This is a genomic window from Amycolatopsis sp. NPDC051716, from assembly GCF_040681595.1.
Taxonomy (GTDB): Bacteria; Actinomycetota; Actinomycetes; order Mycobacteriales; family Pseudonocardiaceae; genus Amycolatopsis.
Genome location: NZ_JBFAZA010000039.1, coordinates 47,838 through 65,264, shown reverse-complemented (window position 1 = coordinate 65,264; position 17,427 = coordinate 47,838). Strand labels below are relative to the sequence as shown.

The 17,427-nt window shown below is 74.5% G+C and carries 5 protein-coding genes; 1 reads left to right on the top strand and 4 read right to left on the bottom strand.

The window, feature by feature from the left end:
- Window positions 1-107 precede the first annotated feature (107 nt).
- Complete coding sequence (locus tag AB0M30_RS38650) at window positions 108-1,496, top strand: lysine 2,3-aminomutase (RefSeq protein ID WP_364594827.1); 1,389 nt, start codon at window positions 108-110, stop codon at window positions 1,494-1,496.
- A 214-nt stretch (window positions 1,497-1,710) separates the two neighbouring features.
- On the opposite strand, the gene AB0M30_RS38645 is transcribed toward AB0M30_RS38650, so the two are convergent.
- Genes AB0M30_RS38645 through AB0M30_RS38630 form a run of 4 tightly spaced genes read right to left on the bottom strand, consistent with a single transcriptional unit; the run spans window position 1,711 to window position 17,424 of the window.
- Window positions 1,711-1,923, bottom strand: a complete 213-nt coding sequence (locus tag AB0M30_RS38645; RefSeq protein WP_364594824.1) for an MbtH family protein — start codon at window positions 1,921-1,923, stop codon at window positions 1,711-1,713.
- A gap of 29 nt (window positions 1,924-1,952) precedes the next feature.
- Window positions 1,953-5,720 carry an amino acid adenylation domain-containing protein gene (locus AB0M30_RS38640; protein WP_364594821.1) on the bottom strand — a complete coding sequence of 1,256 codons (3,768 nt, stop codon included), beginning with the start codon at window positions 5,718-5,720 and terminating at the stop codon, window positions 1,953-1,955.
- Window positions 5,717-12,409 carry an amino acid adenylation domain-containing protein gene (locus tag AB0M30_RS38635; protein WP_364594818.1) on the bottom strand — a complete coding sequence of 2,231 codons (6,693 nt, stop codon included), beginning with the start codon at window positions 12,407-12,409 and terminating at the stop codon, window positions 5,717-5,719. Before AB0M30_RS38635 ends, AB0M30_RS38640 begins: the two co-directional genes overlap by 4 nt.
- Entirely contained in the window at window positions 12,406-17,424 is a 5,019-nt protein-coding gene (locus tag AB0M30_RS38630; protein WP_364594815.1) for an amino acid adenylation domain-containing protein, read from the bottom strand. The genes AB0M30_RS38635 and AB0M30_RS38630 overlap by 4 nt, the downstream gene beginning before the upstream one ends.
- Window positions 17,425-17,427: the final 3 nt, after the last annotated feature.

Here is a 17,427-nt window from a genome sequence, read left to right as displayed (position 1 = left end):
CCTCGTGCGTCCACGTGGGGGACGGCGACCCGGCACGCAGGAAGATTTACTCCGTGAGAACGTTATGACAGGATATTTTAACGCGTTCCCGACGACTAGGAGTACAAGTGACTGCGATCCAGGAACCTGTGACGCCTGCCGCCGCCTTTGACCAGCCCTACGAGTACGCCCGCGCCGAGCTGGTGGAACCCGACTGGCGCCGTTTCCCCGGCTGGCACGACGTGACCGACGCCGAGTGGCGTGACGCGCAGTGGCAGCGGGTGCACTGCGTCCGCAACGTCAAGCAGCTGCGCGCCCTGATGGGCGACCTGCTGGAGGAACGCTTCTACGACGACCTGCTCGCCGACCAGCGCGAGCTGGCGACGATGTCGATGCTGCTGCCCCCGCAGATGCTCAACACGATGGCCCCCACCGCGGGCACCGACCCGGCCAAGGTGACCGAGGCGTTCTACGCCGACCCGATCCGCCGCTACATGCTCCCGGTGCGCAGCGATCGTGACGCCACCTGGCCGAGCCACCCGCACTCCGAGCGCGACTCGCTGCACGAGGCCGAGATGTGGGTCGTGGAGGGCCTGACCCACCGCTACCCGACGAAGGTGCTGGCCGAGATGATCTCGACCTGCCCCCAGTACTGCGGCCACTGCACCCGCATGGACCTGGTCGGCAATTCGACGGAGACGGTCGAGAAACACAAGCTGACGCTCAAGCCGGTCGACCGCCAGGACGCGATGATCGCCTACCTGAAGAAGACCCCCGGCGTCCGCGACGTGGTGGTCTCCGGCGGCGACGTCGCCAACGTGCCGTGGCCGCAGCTGGAGTCGTTCCTGATGCGCCTGATGGACATCGAAACGGTCCGCGACATCCGCTTGGCGACGAAGGCCCTGGCGGCACTGCCGCAGCACTGGCTCCAGCCGAAGGTCGTCGAAGGCCTCGAGCGAGTGGCGGTCACCGCCCAGCGACGCGGCGTCAACCTGGCGATCCACACGCACGTCAACCACGCCCAGTCGGTGACGCCGCTGGTGGCGGAGGCGGCCCAGACGGCACTGAACGTCGGAGTGCGGGACGTACGCAACCAGGGCGTGCTGATGCGCGGCGTCAACGCGACACCGGCGGCCCTGCTGGACCTTTGCTTTGCCCTGCAAGGGGAAGCGAACATCCTGCCGTACTACTTCTACATGTGCGACATGATCCCGAACGCCGAGCACTGGCGGGTCGCGGTGTGGGAGGCGCAGGAGCTGCAGCACTCGATCATGGGGTACCTGCCGGGGTACGCGACGCCGCGGATCGTGTGCGACGTGCCTTATGTGGGGAAGCGGTGGGTGCACCAGCTGGCCGAGTACGACCGGGAGCTGGGGATCTCGTACTGGACGAAGAACTACCGGACCGGGATCGAGCTCGACGATCCGGAGGCGCTGCAGCGGCGGTACCCCTACTACGACCCGATCACCACCCTGCCCGAAGCCGGCCAGACCTGGTGGGCGAACCGCTCCCACTGACGCGTCACTGTTCGAGAGGCGTGCCGAGAGGGTGCCGTGGGGCCCGATCAGGGCTGCGCGGCACCCCCTCGGGCGTTGGGGCTGGTCAGCGTCGGCGGATCGCGTCATCGGCGCTCTCGGCGTCGAGCCCGCGAATGAGCCGTTCGAGCTCGTCGTCTTCCACCCCGGCGGTCATGCTGTCCCCGGTCACCGCGATTCCGCGGGACAGCGGATTTCAGTGCCCCTCCATCTGGCGCACCAGGCTGCGGGGCCGCATGTCGGTCCAGTTCCGCTCGATGTGGTCGAGGCAGGCCTGCCGGGTGCCGGCCCCGTGGTCCTCCACCCACCCCGCCGGCACGTCGGCGAACGCGGGCCAGAGCGAATACTGGCCTTCGTCGTTGACGAGCGCGAGGTACTCGGCGTCCGGGTCGTCGAACGGGTTGGTCATGGAACGCACCTCTCCTTCGGTTGTCGGCCTCACAGTCCGGGCAAGGTTTCCCGCAAGGTCCGGGCCAGCCCGGCGACGAACGGCGCGCGCAGCAGGGAGTAGTGGCCGCCGGGCAGGACGTGGACCGCACGGAGGTCCGGGCACAGGGCCCGCCATACGGCAACGGCTTCCGCCCGGACCGCGGCGTCCTGCTCCGCGGCCTGGACCAGGACGACCGGCCCGGCGTAGGGCACCGGGCGGTACTGCCTGGCTGCCCGGCCGTGGACTCGGGCGAGGTCCAGCAGCCGCGCCACTTCCGGCCGGCCGGCGTCCGGCGTGGCGAGCGGATCCGCCTCGGGCAGCATGGTGGGCGGGTACGTCTCCCCCAGCACCACCATGCCCGGCTGCTCGCCGGCCGCGGTGAGCAGGCCGGCCATCTCGAGCGCCACCAGCCCGCCCATCGACCACCCCAGCAGCAGGGCCGGCCCGTCGGGCCGGGCCTGGCGCAGCCGCGTCGCATAGCGCTCGGCGAGGTGTTCGACGCTCTGTCCGGCGCCGTCGTCCGGCGGGGCCTGGAACCCGTGGACCGCGCACGGAAGCTCCGGGCTCGCCGCCAGCTCGCGGTAGCCCAGCACACTGCCCCCGGCCGGGTGGACGCAGAACAGCGGCGGACCCGTGCCCTCGCCGGACAGGGCGACCAGGCAGTCGCCGGGGTCGGCGACCGCGCCCCGGCGGACCAGGTGCGCGAGTCCCCGGACCGTGGCGGCCGCCGGCGTCCCGGCCGCCGCCGGTTCGAACAGGAGCGACACCGGGAGGCTGCGGTCGAAGGCCGCGTTGACCCGCGCGATGAGCTGCACCGCGAGCAGCGAATGGCCGCCGAGGTCGAAGAAGTCTTCGTCGGCGCCGACCGGCGCCCGGTCGAGCAGGTCTTCGAAGAGCGCGGCCACGGCCGCCTCGGTCGCGTCGGACGGCGGCACGGGAGCCGCGCTGCCGGACCGGCTCGCGCCGGCGGCCGGCAGGGCCGCGACGTCGGGTTTGCCGTTGGCCGTCAACGGGATCTCGGCCAGCCGGGTGCAGTGGCGGGGCCGGAAGGCCGGTGGCAGCCGGGTGGCCAGGAACTCGAGCAGCTCGCCGGTGTCCGCCGGGGAACCGGTGACGTAGGCCGCGAGGTACTTTTCGCCGCCGGGGTCCGTCCGCGCCACGACCACCGCGTCGCGGACCGCCGGGTGCTCGAGCAGGGCGGCGCGGGTCTCGGCGGGCTCCACGCGCACGCCGCCGATCTTGACCTGCTCGTCGGCCCGGCCGGCGAAGTACAGCTCGCCGCCGGGCCCGCGGAAGCCGAGGTCCCCGGTCCGGTAGAGGCGGCCGCCCGGCTCCGCCGCGAACGGATGCGCCACGAACCGCCCGGCCGTCACCGCGGGGTCGTCCAGGTATCCCCGAGCCAGCCCCTCGCCGCCCACGTAGATCTCCCCGAGCACGCCCGGCGCCACCGGCTGCAGGTCCGGGCCCAGCAGGTGCGTTTCGACGCCGGTGATCGGGTGGCCGATCGGCACGGCGGCGCCTTCGGCGAGGTCGGAGGGGATCTCCTGCGCGCAGCAGCCGACGGTGGCTTCGGTCGGCCCGTACTCGTTGAAGATCCGCGTGGCCGGCGCGTGCCGCCGCCACGGGCCGAGCAGGCCGGCCGGCACCGGCTCCCCGCCGAGCACGAGGGACCGGGTCGTGCCGGCGAGCGCGCCGGACGGCAGCAGCGCGTTCAGCAGCGCGAGGTGGGAGGGGGTCACCTTGACCAGGTCCAGGCCCGCTCGCGCGGACAGCTCCGCCGCCAGCCCGCCGGCCTCCTGCCAGGCGGGATCGAGACGCACGGCCCCGCCGGTGACCAGCGGCACGAACAGGGCGGTGGCCGTCAGGTCGAAGCCGATCGACGTCGGGACCGGCGCCCCGGCACCGGGCGCCCCGGCATAGGTGCCCGCGGCCCACCGCACGTAGTTGCCGATGGCCCGGTGGGTGACCATGACGCCCTTGGGGACGCCGGTGGAACCGGAGGTGAACAGGACGTAGGCCAGGTTGTCCGGCGACGGCGGCGGGATCCGCGCACCGGCGGCGGACGGGACGTCGTCCTCGCCCTGCTCGTCGACGAGCACGACCTTCACGTCGGTCCGGTCGCTCAGCGGGCCACCGCGCCGGGCCAGTAACAGCGGGCACGCGACCCGCGCCAGCAGGGCGTCCAGCCGCCGGAGCGGCAGCGCCGGGTCCAGCGGCACGTAAGCGCCGCCCGCCTTGAGCACGGCGAGCAGCGCGACCGGCAGTTCCGCGGTGTGGTCGAGGCAGACCGCGACCGGGACCTCCGGCCCGACGCCGCGGCCGCGCAGCAGCCGGGCGAGGCGGTTCGCGCGCGCGTCGAGCTCCCGGTAGGTCAGCTCCGTACCCGCGGCCCGGACGGCGACCGCGTCCGGGGACCGCTCGGCCTGGGCTCCGACCAGCTCGTGGAGGCACCGCGCGGCGGGGGCCGGGACGCCGGCACGGACCAGCTCGTCGCGGGTCGCGGCATCGAGCGCGCCGACGGTGGCCACCGGCACGTGCGGCCGAGCCAGAAGCCCGGCGAGCAGCGTGCGGTACTGCGTCGCGAGGCAGCGGACGTAGTCGCGGCCGAACCTGCGGGCGGAGTAGTGCCAGACGACCGTGGCGTCCGTGGCGGCCCCGGCGAGGACGCATTCGAGCTTCAGCTCCGCCGGTTCGTCCGCCACGTCGTCCCAGCGCACGGTGAACTGCACCGGCCCCGCCGGGTGCGGAGGCTCGGCCCGCTTGCACTGGAAGGCGACGTCCCACCGCGGGTCCGCGGCCGCGTAGGAGCCGGTGAGGTACGTTTCGAGCTCCTCGGCGTCGGCCAGCCGCCCGGCGGCCTCGTCGGTCAGGTGCTCGAAGCTCGCCGCCGCGCCGGAGTCCACGCCGAGCCACTTGGCGAACTGCCCGCAGCAGGTCCGCAGCTCCTCGTAGGGCCGGGCGGGGATCGCCACCCCGACCGTGACGCGCGGCAGCCCGGTGATCTGCACCAGCAGGGCCTGCCAGGCCGCGAGCAGCACGACCGGGACCGCGGCCCCCTGGCGCGCGGCGTAGTCGTGGACCTCGGCCACCAGGGGGGCGGGCAGTGCGGTGGTGACCGTCTCGACCACCTCGGGCTCGTCGGCGGCGCCGCCGCGGCGCAGCGGGAACCGGGCCGCGACCCCCCGTTTTTCGCCGGCCAGCAAGGCTTCCGCGTCGTCGTCGGGCTCGATGCCGTGCTGCCACTCCGCGAACTGGCTGTAGGCGAGCCGCTCGCCGGGGCGGGACGCACCCCCGTAGCTCGCGGCGAGCTCCGCGCCCAGCAGTCGCAGGGAAGCGCTGTCCGCCGCCAGGGCCGAGGTGGTCAGGATCAGCTCGTGGCGCTGCTCACCCAGCCGGAACAGCATCGCACGCGGAATCGCGGGAGCATCGGGCCCGGCCGAGTCCCGCCGCGCGTCCCGCACGGCCCGCGCGATCCGGGCGGCGCGGTCGCCGTCGTCGAGGTGCCGCAGGTCTGCCACCGTCCACGAGACCGGCTCGCGGTCGCCGTCTTCGATCACCTGGACCGGGATCCGCACGCCGGGCACGCGGTGGTAGGAGGTGCGCAGGATCTCGTGTGCCGCCACCACGTCCTCCAGCGCGTGCACGAGCCGGTCGTGCTCCAGCGGCCCGTCGACGGCGAGCAGAACCTGTGCCCAGGCGGGCGCGCCGGTTTCGACCCGCCGCCACAGGCGCCGCTGCTGCGCCGACAGCCGGTATCCCTCGACCTGAGAGGTCATTCCCGGTCCCCTTCTCCCCGCCGTCCGTCGAACCGGACCATGTCGCCCATCGCCACCAGCAGCTTCCGCTCGCCCCGGAACGGGTTGCGGGCGTGCGCGGCGAGGATGTTGTCCACCATCAGCACGTCACCGCGCTGCCACGGGAACGCGACTTCGAGTTCCTGGTAGACCGCGCAGATCTCCGCCATCGCCGCGTCCGGGATCGGCGTGCCGTCCCCGAACCGGCACTCGCGTGGCAGGCCGTCCTCGCCGACGGCGGCCGCCAGCGAAGTCCGGGTGACCTCGTCGAGGCAGGCGGTGTGCCAGTGCTGCGCCTGGTTGAACCACGACCACTCACCGGTGACCGGGTGCCGGACGACGCCGGGGCGCACCGCCTCGGTGCGCAGGCGATCCCCGTGCCACTCCCACCGGAACCCCTGCTCGGCGCAGCGAGCTTCCACCTCCGCACGGTCTTCGGTGCGGAAGACCTCGCGCCAGTGCAGGCCGAGCCCGGACCCGTACTGGCGGATGTAGCACACCTGCTTGCGCGCGAACTCCTCGCGCAGGGCCGGGTCGAGCCGCCGGTAGACCTCGCGGCTGTCGACGACCGGCGTCTCCCCGCCGGTTTCGGCGGGCTGGGCGCAGCAGAACCAGATCTTCGTCGGTCCCACCTCGTTGAACGAGTTCTCGTTGTGCCACAACAGTTTCTTCTCGGGCGGGAAGAACACCGGCGTATAGACGCCGCCGCCGAGCCGGGCCCGCGGGTGCTCGCCGTTCTCCGCGAACAGCTCGTCGACGAACACGCCCGCGAACTGCTCCAGCCGCGCGGGCTCGGTCACGGCGAACCCGCGGAACAGCAGGGCGCCGTGGTCGAGCAGCGCCGTCTCCAGCCGGCCGCGGCTTTCCCGCGCCCAGGCGACGAGGTCGACCTCCTCCCCGGCGGGCCGCAGGACCAGCGGCAACCGGGCCCCCTCCGACAGCGGCGCTTCGACGACCGCGTCCCGGGCGGAGAGCGTGATCTTGGCCGGTGCCTTCCGCAGGGCCGCCGGCGGGCGCGGCCCGGCCCGTCTCCGGCGGGCCGGGATCGGCGCATCCGTCCGCCGCACCAGGTCTTCGACGGCTTCGAGGTACTCGCGCCGCATGCCCTCCATCGTTTCGCCGGTGAACAGTTCGGTGTCGTACTCCCACATCCCGGTGAGCCCGTCCGGCCCGTCCTGCAACAGGACCACCAGGTCGAACCGGCTGGTCTCGATCACCGGCGGCCGGAACTCGGCGACCTCCAGGCCGGGGACGGCCGCTTCGGCCCGGCGCGTGGTGTTCAAGACGAACTTGACCTGGAACAGCGGGCTCTGGTTGCGGCTGCGCGGCGGCCTGACCGCCTTCACGACCTCCTCGAACGGCAGGTCCTGGTGCGCGAACGCGTCCAGGGTCAGTGCGCGCGTCCGGCGCAGCAGCTCGCGCCAGGTCGGCTTCCCGCTCAGGTCGGCCCGCAGGACCACCTGGTTGACGAAGAAGCCGATGAGAGGTTCGGTCGAGGTGGCCGAGCGGTTGGCCACGTCGGTGCCCACCACCACGTCGGTCGCGCCCGAGCGCCGGGCGACCAGCGCGAACAAGGGGGCCAGCAGCGCCATGAACAGCGTGCACTCCTCCGCCTTGCCCAGTGCGCGCAGCGCGTCGGCGGTGGCCACGGGCAGCCGGAGGTCGAGCGCGCGGCCGCGGTGCGCCGGCCTGGCCGGGCGCTCCCGGTCCAGCGGGAGGCCGGGCAGGTCCAGGATGCCGTCGAGCTGGGTGCGCCAATATTCGCGCAGGTCGTCCTGGTGGCCCTCGGCGAGCAGCCGGCGCTGCCACACCGCGTAGTCGGCGTACTGCACGGTCAGCTCGGGCAACCGCGGCGGGCGGTTCTCGAGCCGGGCCGTGTAGCTCTCCGCCAGCTCGTCGCGCAGCAGCCCCACCGCCCAGCCGTCGACGCTGAGGTGGTGGACGGTCAGCAGCAGGATGTGGTCGGTGCCGGCCATCCGCAGCAGCGCCGCCCGCATCACGGGCGGGCGGGACAGGTCGAACGGCGCCGCGTACTGCCGTGCGGCCAACCGCCCGGCCTCGCGTTCGCGCTCGGCTTCGGCCGGCGTGGACAGGTCGGTGAGCGGGATGTCCAGGGGTTCCGGCGGAAGCACCTGCTGGTAGGGCCGCCCGTCGCGGGGAACCAGCACGGTCCTGAGGACTTCGTGCCGCGCGACGACCTCGTCGACGGCCGCCCGCAGCGCCCCGGTGTCGAGGACACCCCGCAGCCGCAGGAAGACCGGGAAGTTGTACTGCACGCTGTCCGGCTCCAGCTGGTTGAGGAACCAGAGCCGTTCCTGGGCGAAGGAGGCGGGGACCGGTCCGTCCCGCGGCACCGGGACGAGTTCGGGCAGCCGCGGGCCGGAGACCTCGCCCAGCCGCTCGTCGAGCAGCCGCGCCTGCGCCTCGACCGTGGAGGCGTCGAACGGCGCCCGGATGGGGACTTCGACGCCGAACTCCTGGCGCAGCCGGAAGACCAGCTGGAAGGTCAGCAGGGAGTGGCCGCCGAGGTCGAAGAAGTCGTCCGCCGGGCCGATTCCCTCCCGGCGCAGCAGCTCCGCCCAGATCGCGGCCACCCGCTGCTCGGTCGGCGTCATCGGCCGGCCGTCCGCGGCGGCCCCCGGCCCGCCCTCGTCGGGCCCCTCCGCCGACAGCCGGGCGCGCACGGCCGCCCGGTCGGTCTTGCCGGTTGCGGTCAACGGGACGGACGGCACGAAGATGTACCGCGACGGCCGCAACGCGGCCGGAAGGTGGTCGCTGGCCAGCGCTTCCAGCTCCGGCCGGCACGCCACCGCGTCGGCGTGCCACTGCGGATCGTTCGCGTACCGGTGCGGAAACCCGCTGTCGTCCGCGTTGCCCGCCTCCGCACGCCGCGGTGGCACCGCGCCCCGCGCCGCCGGCTCCGCCAGGACATCGCCCAGCGTCGCCGAGGCGGGCGCGGCAGCCAGCCGGGCCTGCAGGGCCAGGTCCCGTTTCAACCGCGGATCGGGCCCGGCGGGCTCCGGCGGGGACGCCTCGGCCGGGTCACCGGCCACCGTCAGAACGACGTCGTAGCGGTACCGGCTCAGCTCGTTGTCGTACCCGGCCGGCTTGCGCAGCACCCGCGCCGCGGTGATCCGGGGCGAGCGCCGGGCCAGCTCCGCGAACAGGCGCGGGTCGAGGCAGAGCTCCTCCTCCGCCTCCACCCGGCGCCGGACCTCGGCCCGGACGCGGGAGACCGGGGTGGCCGGATCGGCCCGGTACGCCTCGACCGACGTGTGGAAGGTCTCCAGCAACGTCAGGTCGCGCAGGTCGCCGAGGAAGACGTGCCCGCCGTTCACCACCGCCGCCACCACGCTTTCGAGCACGCCGGCCAGGTACTCGACGGACGGGAAGTACTGCACGACGGAGTTCAGCACCACGGTGTCGAACTTCTCGCCCGCGGGCACGGCCGCATGCGCGGGGGCGACCGCCAGTTCGACCCGCTCCCCCGGGCCGGCGGCCAGCACGCGGCGCACGTACTCGACGGCGGCGGGCGACAGGTCGGTGCCCCGGTAGAGCTCGCAGCCCGGGGCGACGCGGAAGAGGATCAGGCCGGTGCCGCAGCCGATCTCCAGCACCCGGCGCGGGCCGAGCGCGGCGATCCGTTCGACCGTGCCGTCCAGCCAGGCCCGCATCTCCGGCGGCTCGAGGGGTTCGCCGGTGTAGCTGCTGGTCCAGCCCGTGAGGTTGACCGTCGCGGCCGGTCCGGCCGCGAGCTCCCCGTAGGTGTCGTCGTAGACCGAGCGCCAGTCCGCGATCTTTTCCGCACGCCGCCCGGTGCCCGGCGTGGTGCTCACGAAGGCGACCAGCCGGAGCTCGCCGGCCGCCTCCTCGGACAGCACGACCGCGCGCCGGACCCGCTCGTGGCGTTCCAGCACCGCTTCGACCTCCGCGGGTTCGACCCGGTGGCCGCGGATCTTGAGCTGCTCGTCGGCGCGGCCGAGGTATTCCAGCGTGCCGTCGGCGAGGTGGCGGACGACGTCCCCGGTGCGGTACACGACCGCGGCGGGCACGAAGGGGTCGGCGACGAACCGTTCCGCCGTGCGGCCGGGAGCGTTGACGTATCCCCGGCCCACACCGTCACCGCCGACGTAGAGCTCGCCGGGCGCGCCCACCGGAACCGGCCGCAGGAACCCGTCGAGGACGTAGAGCCGCACGCCTGGCAGCGGCCGTCCGATCGGGACCCGCCCCGACGGCGAGACGGCCTCGCCCAGCTCATGGGCCGCGCAGGCCACCGCCGTCTCGGTGGGACCGTACTCGTTGACCAGCCGCCCGGCCGCGCCGCCGCGGCGCCAGGCCGCGACGTGGTCCTCGTGCAGCGCTTCGCCGCCGATGACCAGCGTCCGTGCCCAGATCTCGTCGCGGCGGTCCGCGCCGGCCGCTTCCAGCAGCCGCAGGTGGGAGGGAGTCAGCTTGACGAACGCGAAGTTCTTGTCGGCCGCGGCGGACGCCCGCAGCGCCTCGCCGGGAACCTCGGATTCCGCCAGCAGCAGCAGTTCCCGGCCGGTCAGCAGCGGGGCGAACAGACTCGTCACCGTGAGGTCGACGCCCAGCGACGAATGCACGGGCACGGTGTCGCCCGAGCCGTCCGGGAGGTAGGCCCCGGCCGCCCACCGCAGGTAGCCGGTGACGTTCCGGTGGGCCAGCACCGCACCCTTGGGCAGGCCGGTCGTTCCCGAGGTGTACATGACGTACGCGGTGTCGCCTGGCCCGGCTCCCGTTTCGGGCGGCTCGGCCGCCTCCCGCGCGACCGCGTCGGCGAACACCACCGCCGCGTCGCCGCCGTCCACCCGCCTGGCCAGGCCGGACCCGGTGACCAGGCAGCTCGCGCCGCTGTCCCGGACCACGTGGGCCAAGCGGGCGTCCGGGTGCGCCGGATCCAGCGGCACGTAGGCCGCACCGGCCTTGAGCACGCCCAGCACCGCCACCACGGCCTCCGCGGAGCAGGGAAGCAGCACCGCGACCGTGGCGCCCCGCCGGACACCGAGCCCGTGCAGGTGGTGGGCGAGCCCGTTGGCCCGCCGGTCGAGTTCACGGTAGGTCAGCACGGGCCCCGCGGCGGCCGAGACCGCGGTCGCATCCGGAGTGGCTTCGGCCTGGCGGGCGAAAAGCTCGTGCAGGCAGCCGATACCGGGCGGCACCGGCGCGGCGCGGCACCAGCGCTGCACGAGCCGGGCGCGTTCGGCGGAGCCGAGCACCGGCAGCGCGCCGGCCGGCGTCGCGGGGTCCGCGGCGACGGCGTCGAGCAGGACCTGCAGCGAGCGGGCGAACCGGGCGGCGGTGCCGGCGTCGAACAGGTCCGTGGCGTAGCCGAGCCGGCAGTCCAACCCGGCCTCGGTGCGGGTGACGTTGAGGTCGAGGTCGAACCGTGCGCCGTCGTGGTCGACGGCCAGCTCGGTCAGCTCCAGCCCCGGCATCGCGGCGACCACCGTCGGGGTGTTGTGCAGCGTGAAGTTGACTTGGTAGAGCGGGTTCCGGCCCGGGTCGCGGTCCGGGTGCAGGCGCTGCGCGACGAGGTCGAGCGGAACGTCCTGGTGTTCGAACGCGGCGAGGCAGGTCTTCCGCACCTGCGCGAGCAGTTCGCCGAATCCCTGACTGCCGCGCACGTGCGTCCGCAGCACCACCGAGTTGGCGAAGAAGCCGATCAGGTCCTGGAACCCGCGGTACCGCCGGTTCGCCACCGGGGTGCCGACGCAGACGTCCGCCCGGCCGCTGTAGCGGACCAGTACGACCTGGAAGGCCGCCAGCAGCACCATGAACAGCGTGGCGTCCGCGCCCTGCGCGACTTCGGCCAGGCGGCCGGTCACCGGCGGCGGGACGGTGAACCCGTGGACCGCGCCCCGGTGGGTCGGCACGGACGGCCGGGGCCGGTCCACCGGCAGCGCCGGCTCGTCCGGGGCGTCGGCGAGCTCCCGCTGCCAGTGGTCGAGTTGCCCGCGCGCCTCGTCGGTGGCGACCCAGTCCTGCTGCCATTGCGCGTACTCGGCGTAGGTCACGGTCAGCTCGGGCACGCGGGGCGGGGTGCCGCCGAGCCGTGCGGTGTAGTGCTCTCCCAGTTCGCGGACGAAGACCGACAGCGACCAGCCGTCGACCACGGCGTGGTGGAAGGTGATCAGCAGCACGGCTTCCCGCGCGGAGAACCGCAGCAGCCGCGGCCGCAGCAACGGGCCGGCGGCCAGGTCGAACGGGCGGGTCTGGTCCGCACGGGCGGCCCGGTCGTACGCCGCGTCCCGCTCCGGGCCGGGCAGCGCCGAGAGATCGGTGACCGGCAGCTCGATCGGGCGGGGCGCCGAAACGTGCTGCACGACGCGGCCTTCGTCCACGGTGAGCGTCGTGCGCAGGGCTTCGTGGCGGTCCAGCACGTCATTCAGCGCCCCGGTCAGCGCGCCGACGTCCAGGTCGCCGGTGAGGCGGTAGGCGACGGCGCTGTTGTAGGCGGCGCTTTCCGGGGCGAGCCGGTGCAGGAAGACCATGCGGCGCTGGGTGAACGACGCGGGCGCCTGCCCGCGCTCGTCGGTGCCGGGCAGGCCGGTGGCCCGGCCGCTCTCCCAGATCCGCTGCCGCAGCAGCGCCCGGCGCTCCGGCGGCAGGTCCCGGACCCGGTCGGTGACGTTCTTCGGCTCGGCGGTCATATCCCTGGTTCACCCCCGTGTGCGGTGCCCGGGTCCGCGGCGAGCCCGGTCAGTTCGGCAATCAGCACGTCCAGCTCGTCGTCCGATCCACGCGGCGCGGCAGCCCGCGTCCCGACGACCTGCGCAAGCCCGGCGATGGTCGGGTGGTCGAACAACGTCCGCAGCGGGAGCCCCGGGCCGAGACCTTCGCGGACCCTCGCCATGACGACCGTGGCGAGCAGGGAGTGCCCGCCCAGCGCGAAGAAGTCGTCGTGCACGCCGAAGCCGTCGATCTCCAGTGCGTCGGCCCAGATGTCCCAGAGCGCGCGTTCGTGCGGCGTGCGCGGCGCCACGGCCGCCTCGGCCAAGGTGCGCAGTCCCGCCGCCGGCCCCGGGAGTGCGCCGGTGTCGAGCTTCCCGCTGGCGGTGGTGGGCAGCCGGTCGAGCAGCACGAAGTGGTTGGGCACCAGGAAAGCCGGCAGGCGCCGGGCGAGCTCCTCGCGCAGCTGCGCCGCCGTCGGCGCTTCCTCCCGGCCGAGCACCAGGTACGCCACCAGCCGCCGGTCCCCGCCGGCAGCCACTGTGGTCACGGCGCATTCGCGCACCCGGCCGGTGGCCAGGACGGCGGCTTCGATCTCGCCCGGCTCGACCCGGTGGCCGCGCACCTTCACCTGGCGGTCGAGCCTGCCGAGGAACCGCAGGGTTCCGTCCGCGGCCCGGCACACCCGGTCCCCGGTGGCGTACATCCGGCTCCCCGGCGGGCCGAACGGGTCGGCCACGAACCGGCGGGCGGTCGCCCCCGGACGGCCCGCGTAGCCACGCGCCAGGCCGTGCCCGCCGACGTAGAGCTCGCCGGGGACGCCGGGCGGCACCCGGCGCAGCCGCCGGTCGAGCACGTGCAGCGTCGTGCCGCCGATGGCGCGGCCGATCGGCACGGCCGCGCCGGGCTCCGGCGGCCGCTCCATCCGGTGGCACGTGGCGAAGGTCGTGTTCTCCGTGGGCCCGTAGCCGTTGTGCAGCCAGCGCGGCCCGCCCGCCCGCAGCACCGTCGCGGTGCGCCCGGGGTCCATCACCTCGCCGACGACGAACAGGTGGCGCACCCCGGCGAAGCCGCCGGGGTCGACGTCGACGACCTGGTTGAACAGGGTGGCGGTCAGCGAGAGGACCGCGGGCCGGTGGTCGCGGACGGCCGCGAGCACCTCGTCGGGTCCGAGCGGCCGGTCCCCGGGCAGGACCTCGACGCGGGCGCCGTGGGCCAGCGCGCCCCACACTTCGAAGGTGGTGATGTCGAAGGCGGGGTCCCCGAGGTGGAGCACCACGTCACCGGCGGCGATGCCGACGTAGTCCGGATCGGCCACCAGCCGGACGATGCCGCGGTGCGGGATGCCGACGGCCTTGGGGTGCCCGGTCGAGCCCGAGGTGAACACCACGGCCGCCAGCCCGTCCGGGCGGGCGGCTTCGCCGTCGGGCCGCGGGCCGGCCGGGGCCGGGCCGTCGAGCGGCACCGACGGCACGGCCACCCAGGGCGGCGGCGCGCCACGGGTCACCACCGCGGCCGGGCGCGCCGTCCGCACCATCAGCGCGAGCCGCTCGGCGGGGTAGGCCGGGTCCAGCACCAGGTACGCCGCGCCCGCCTTGAGCACCCCGAGCATCGCGATGACGAGGTCGGCGGAGCGTTCGAACAGCAGCCCCACCGGGGCGTCCGGGCGAACCCCGGCGGCGACCAGGGCGGCGGCGAGGGCGCCCGCGCGCCGGTCCAGCTCGCGGTAGGTCCACTGCCCTCGCGGATCGGCGAGGGCGATCCGGTCGCCGGCCGCGGCAACCCGGCGGCGGACGAGGTCCACGACCGTGCCCGCGGGCCGGACCGCCGCCGCGGCCGCGTTCTCGCGATCCAGCAGCGCCCGGTCCGCCGGGGACAGCAGCGGCACGTCCCAGGGGTCACGGCCGGGGTCGTCCAGGATCGCGGCCAGCACGGCGTGCCACTCCCCCGCCATCCGCTCGACCGTCCGCGCGCCCCACAGGTCGCTCGCGTACCGCACTTCGCAGGACAGGCCGGTCCCGGCGTCGACGACGGTGAACAGCAGGTCGAACGGCGCCGTCGGCGTGTCCACCGGCAGCGGCCGCGTGCGCAGGCCCGGCAGCTCCGGCGCCGGGTGCGGGCCGCCAAGCAGCTGGAACACGACCTGGAACAACGGGTGCCGGCTCGGATCGCGGTCACCGCCGACGGCCTGGACCACCCGTTCGAACGGCGCGGCCTGGTGGTCGTAGGCCTGTTTGCACGCCACCACCGTCCGCCGGACCGCGTCGCGCAGGGAAAGCGGTGACGCGAGGTCCACCCGGATCGCGAGCAGGTTGACGAAGAAGCCGATCAAGTCTTCGGTTTCGGGACGGCCGCGGTTCGCCGCGGCGGTTCCGATCACGACGTCGGACTGGTCGGCCCGGCGGCCCACGGCGACCAGGAACGCCGCCAGCAGCACCATGAACAGGCTCGCGCCCTCCTGCCGTCCGAAGTCCCGCAGGCGGCCGGCGAACGCGGGGCCGAAGTCGAGGTGGTGGCACGCTCCGCGGTGCGAGGGCGCCGGTGGGCGGGGGTGGTCGGTGGGCAGGTCGAGCACCGGCAGCCCGGCCAGCCGGTCCCGCCAGTAGGCCAAGTCGGCATCGAACGTCCCTTGGGCAAGGCGTTCGCGCTGCCAGGCGGCGTAGTCGGCGTACCGGACGGGCAACGGAGGCAACGACGGCTCGTCACCTCGGAGTGCCGCGCGGTAGCCCGCCGCCAGCTCGGCGGCGAGGATGTCCAGCCCCTGCGCGTCCGCGGCCACGTGGTGGACGACGATCACCAGGACGTGGCGCTCCTCGGCGGTGCGGAGCAGGTCCGCGCGGAGCAGGGGCCCGGCGTCCAGCGCGAACGGCCGGGCGACGAGGTCGGCGACGGCCTGGTCCACGGTGGCGCGCGGGGCGCCGGCCGAGGTCGTCCGCAGGTCGGTGACGCCCAGCCGCAGCGGCTCGGCCGGGTGCACGACCTGCCGCAGTGCGCCGCCGGTGCTCTCGAGGCACGTCCGGAGCGTCTCGTGCCGGGTGACGCACGCGGAGATGCTCCGGCCGAGCGCGTCGACGTCGAGCGGCCCTTCGATCTCCGTGACGAGGTGCAGGTTGTAGACCGCGCCCGCCCCGGTCAGCTGGTCGATCAGCCACAGGCGTTCCTGGGCGAACGACGGCACGCCGCTCATCGCCGTCCCCGCCGGGATCGGCGCGGGCGCCGCCGCCCGACCGGGCAGCACCGGCACCCGGTCCGCCAGGAGGATCGCCGACGGCGCGTCGAAGATCGCGCTGAGCGGCAGCTCGACGCCGAACCGCTCGTTGACCCGCCAAAGCAGCCGCGTCGCCGACAGCGAATGCCCGCCCAATGCGAAGAAGTCTTCGTCGGCGCCCACCTCGTCGAGCCCGAGCGCGTCGGCGAACAGCTCGCAGAGTGTCTCTTCCGCCGGCGTGCGCGCCGCGGTGCGGCCGCGGGTCACGGGTCCGGCGAGCAGGCGCCGCGCGTCGAGCTTTCCGCTGGGGGTCAACGGGAACTCGGAAACCACCGCGAGCACCGACGGCACCAGGTACTCCGGCAGGGACGCGCGCAGGGCGCGGCGCAGCACCGCCGGGTCGACCCCGTCGTCGTCCGCGGCCATCACGTACCCGGCCAGGTACCGGACGCCCCGCGGGTCCTCGCCGACGACGACCGCGGCCCGTGCGACTCCCGGCTGTGCGGCGAGCGCCGCTTCGACCTCGCCGAGCTCGACGCGGAAGCCGCGCACCTTGACCTGCTGGTCGGTCCGCCCCCGGAACTCGATCGCGCCGTCCGGTCGCCGCCGCGCCAGGTCGCCGGTGCGGTAGAGCCGTTCGCCCGGGGTGAACGGGCTGGCGACGAACCGCTGCGCCGTGCGGGCCGGATCGCCGAGGTACCCGCGGGCGAGCTGCACGCCCGCCACGTACAGCTCGCCGTCGACGCCCGGGGCCACCGGCTTCAGCGCGGCGTCGAGGACGTGCAGGCCGGTGTTCCACACGGGACGGCCGATCGGGACCGGGCCCGGGTCCGCGGTCACCGTCCAGAAGGACACGTCGACGGCGGTTTCCGTCGGCCCGTAGAGGTTGTGCAGCGGCACGGCGAAGACTTCCCGGAACCGGCCGGCCGTGCGCGCGGACAGCGCCTCGCCGCCGGCGAAGACGTGCCTCAGCGAGGTGCACGCGGAGACGTCGGGCACCGAGAGGAACAGGTCGAGCATCGACGGGACGAACTGGATCAGCGTCACCCCGTGCCGGCGCACGAGTTCGGTGATCCGGCCGGGGTCGCGGTGCGCTCCGGGCTCGGCGAGCACCAGCGTCCCACCGGCCAGCAGGGGCGACCACAGCTCCCACACCGACGCGTCGAAGCTGATCGGCGTCTTCTGCAGGAACCGGTCGCGCGGCCCGAAGCCGAACTCCGCCTGCTTCCACCGCAGCAGGTTGAGCACCGCCGCGTGCGGGACGACGACGCCCTTCGGCCGCCCGGTGGAACCCGACGTGTACATCACGTAGGCCGGCGACAGCGCGCTCGCCCGCGCGGCCGGGTCGGCGCCGTCGAACCGGGCCGGGTCCGCGGCCATCGGGTCCAGCTGGTCCGTCCGATCGAGTCGGATCACGGCGCCGGGCACCGGAGCGGAACCGGTCGTCAAGGTGAGCGACGGGCGGGCGTCGGCGAGCATCGCCTCGATCCGGGCCGCCGGGTACTCCGGGTCCACGGGCACGGAGGCCGCGCCGCTCTTGAGCACCGCCAGCAACGCCACCACCAGTTCGAACCCGCGCGGGAGCAGCACGGCCACCCGCTGTTCCGGGCCGATCCCGCGCTCGATCAGCAGCCCGGCCAGCCGGTTGGCGCGGCGGTTCAGCTCCGCGTAGGTCAGTGCGTCCTCGCCCATGACCACGGCGACGGCGTCCGGGGCGCGGCGGACCTGGGCTTCGACGAGCCCGGCGAGCGTCGGGGCGACGGCGGGCGGGTGGTGCGGGTGCGTCACGAG

Bases quoted from the DNA above. Each gene is read 5' to 3' on its own strand.
- AB0M30_RS38640 (WP_364594821.1), bottom strand. From the start codon at position 5,720: ATGACCTCTCAGGTCGAGGGATACCGGCTGTCGGCGCAGCAGCGGCGC.
- AB0M30_RS38635 (WP_364594818.1), bottom strand. From the start codon at position 12,409: ATGACCGCCGAGCCGAAGAACGTCACCGACCGGGTCCGGGACCTGCCG.
- AB0M30_RS38645 (WP_364594824.1), bottom strand. From the start codon at position 1,923: ATGACCAACCCGTTCGACGACCCGGACGCCGAGTACCTCGCGCTCGTC.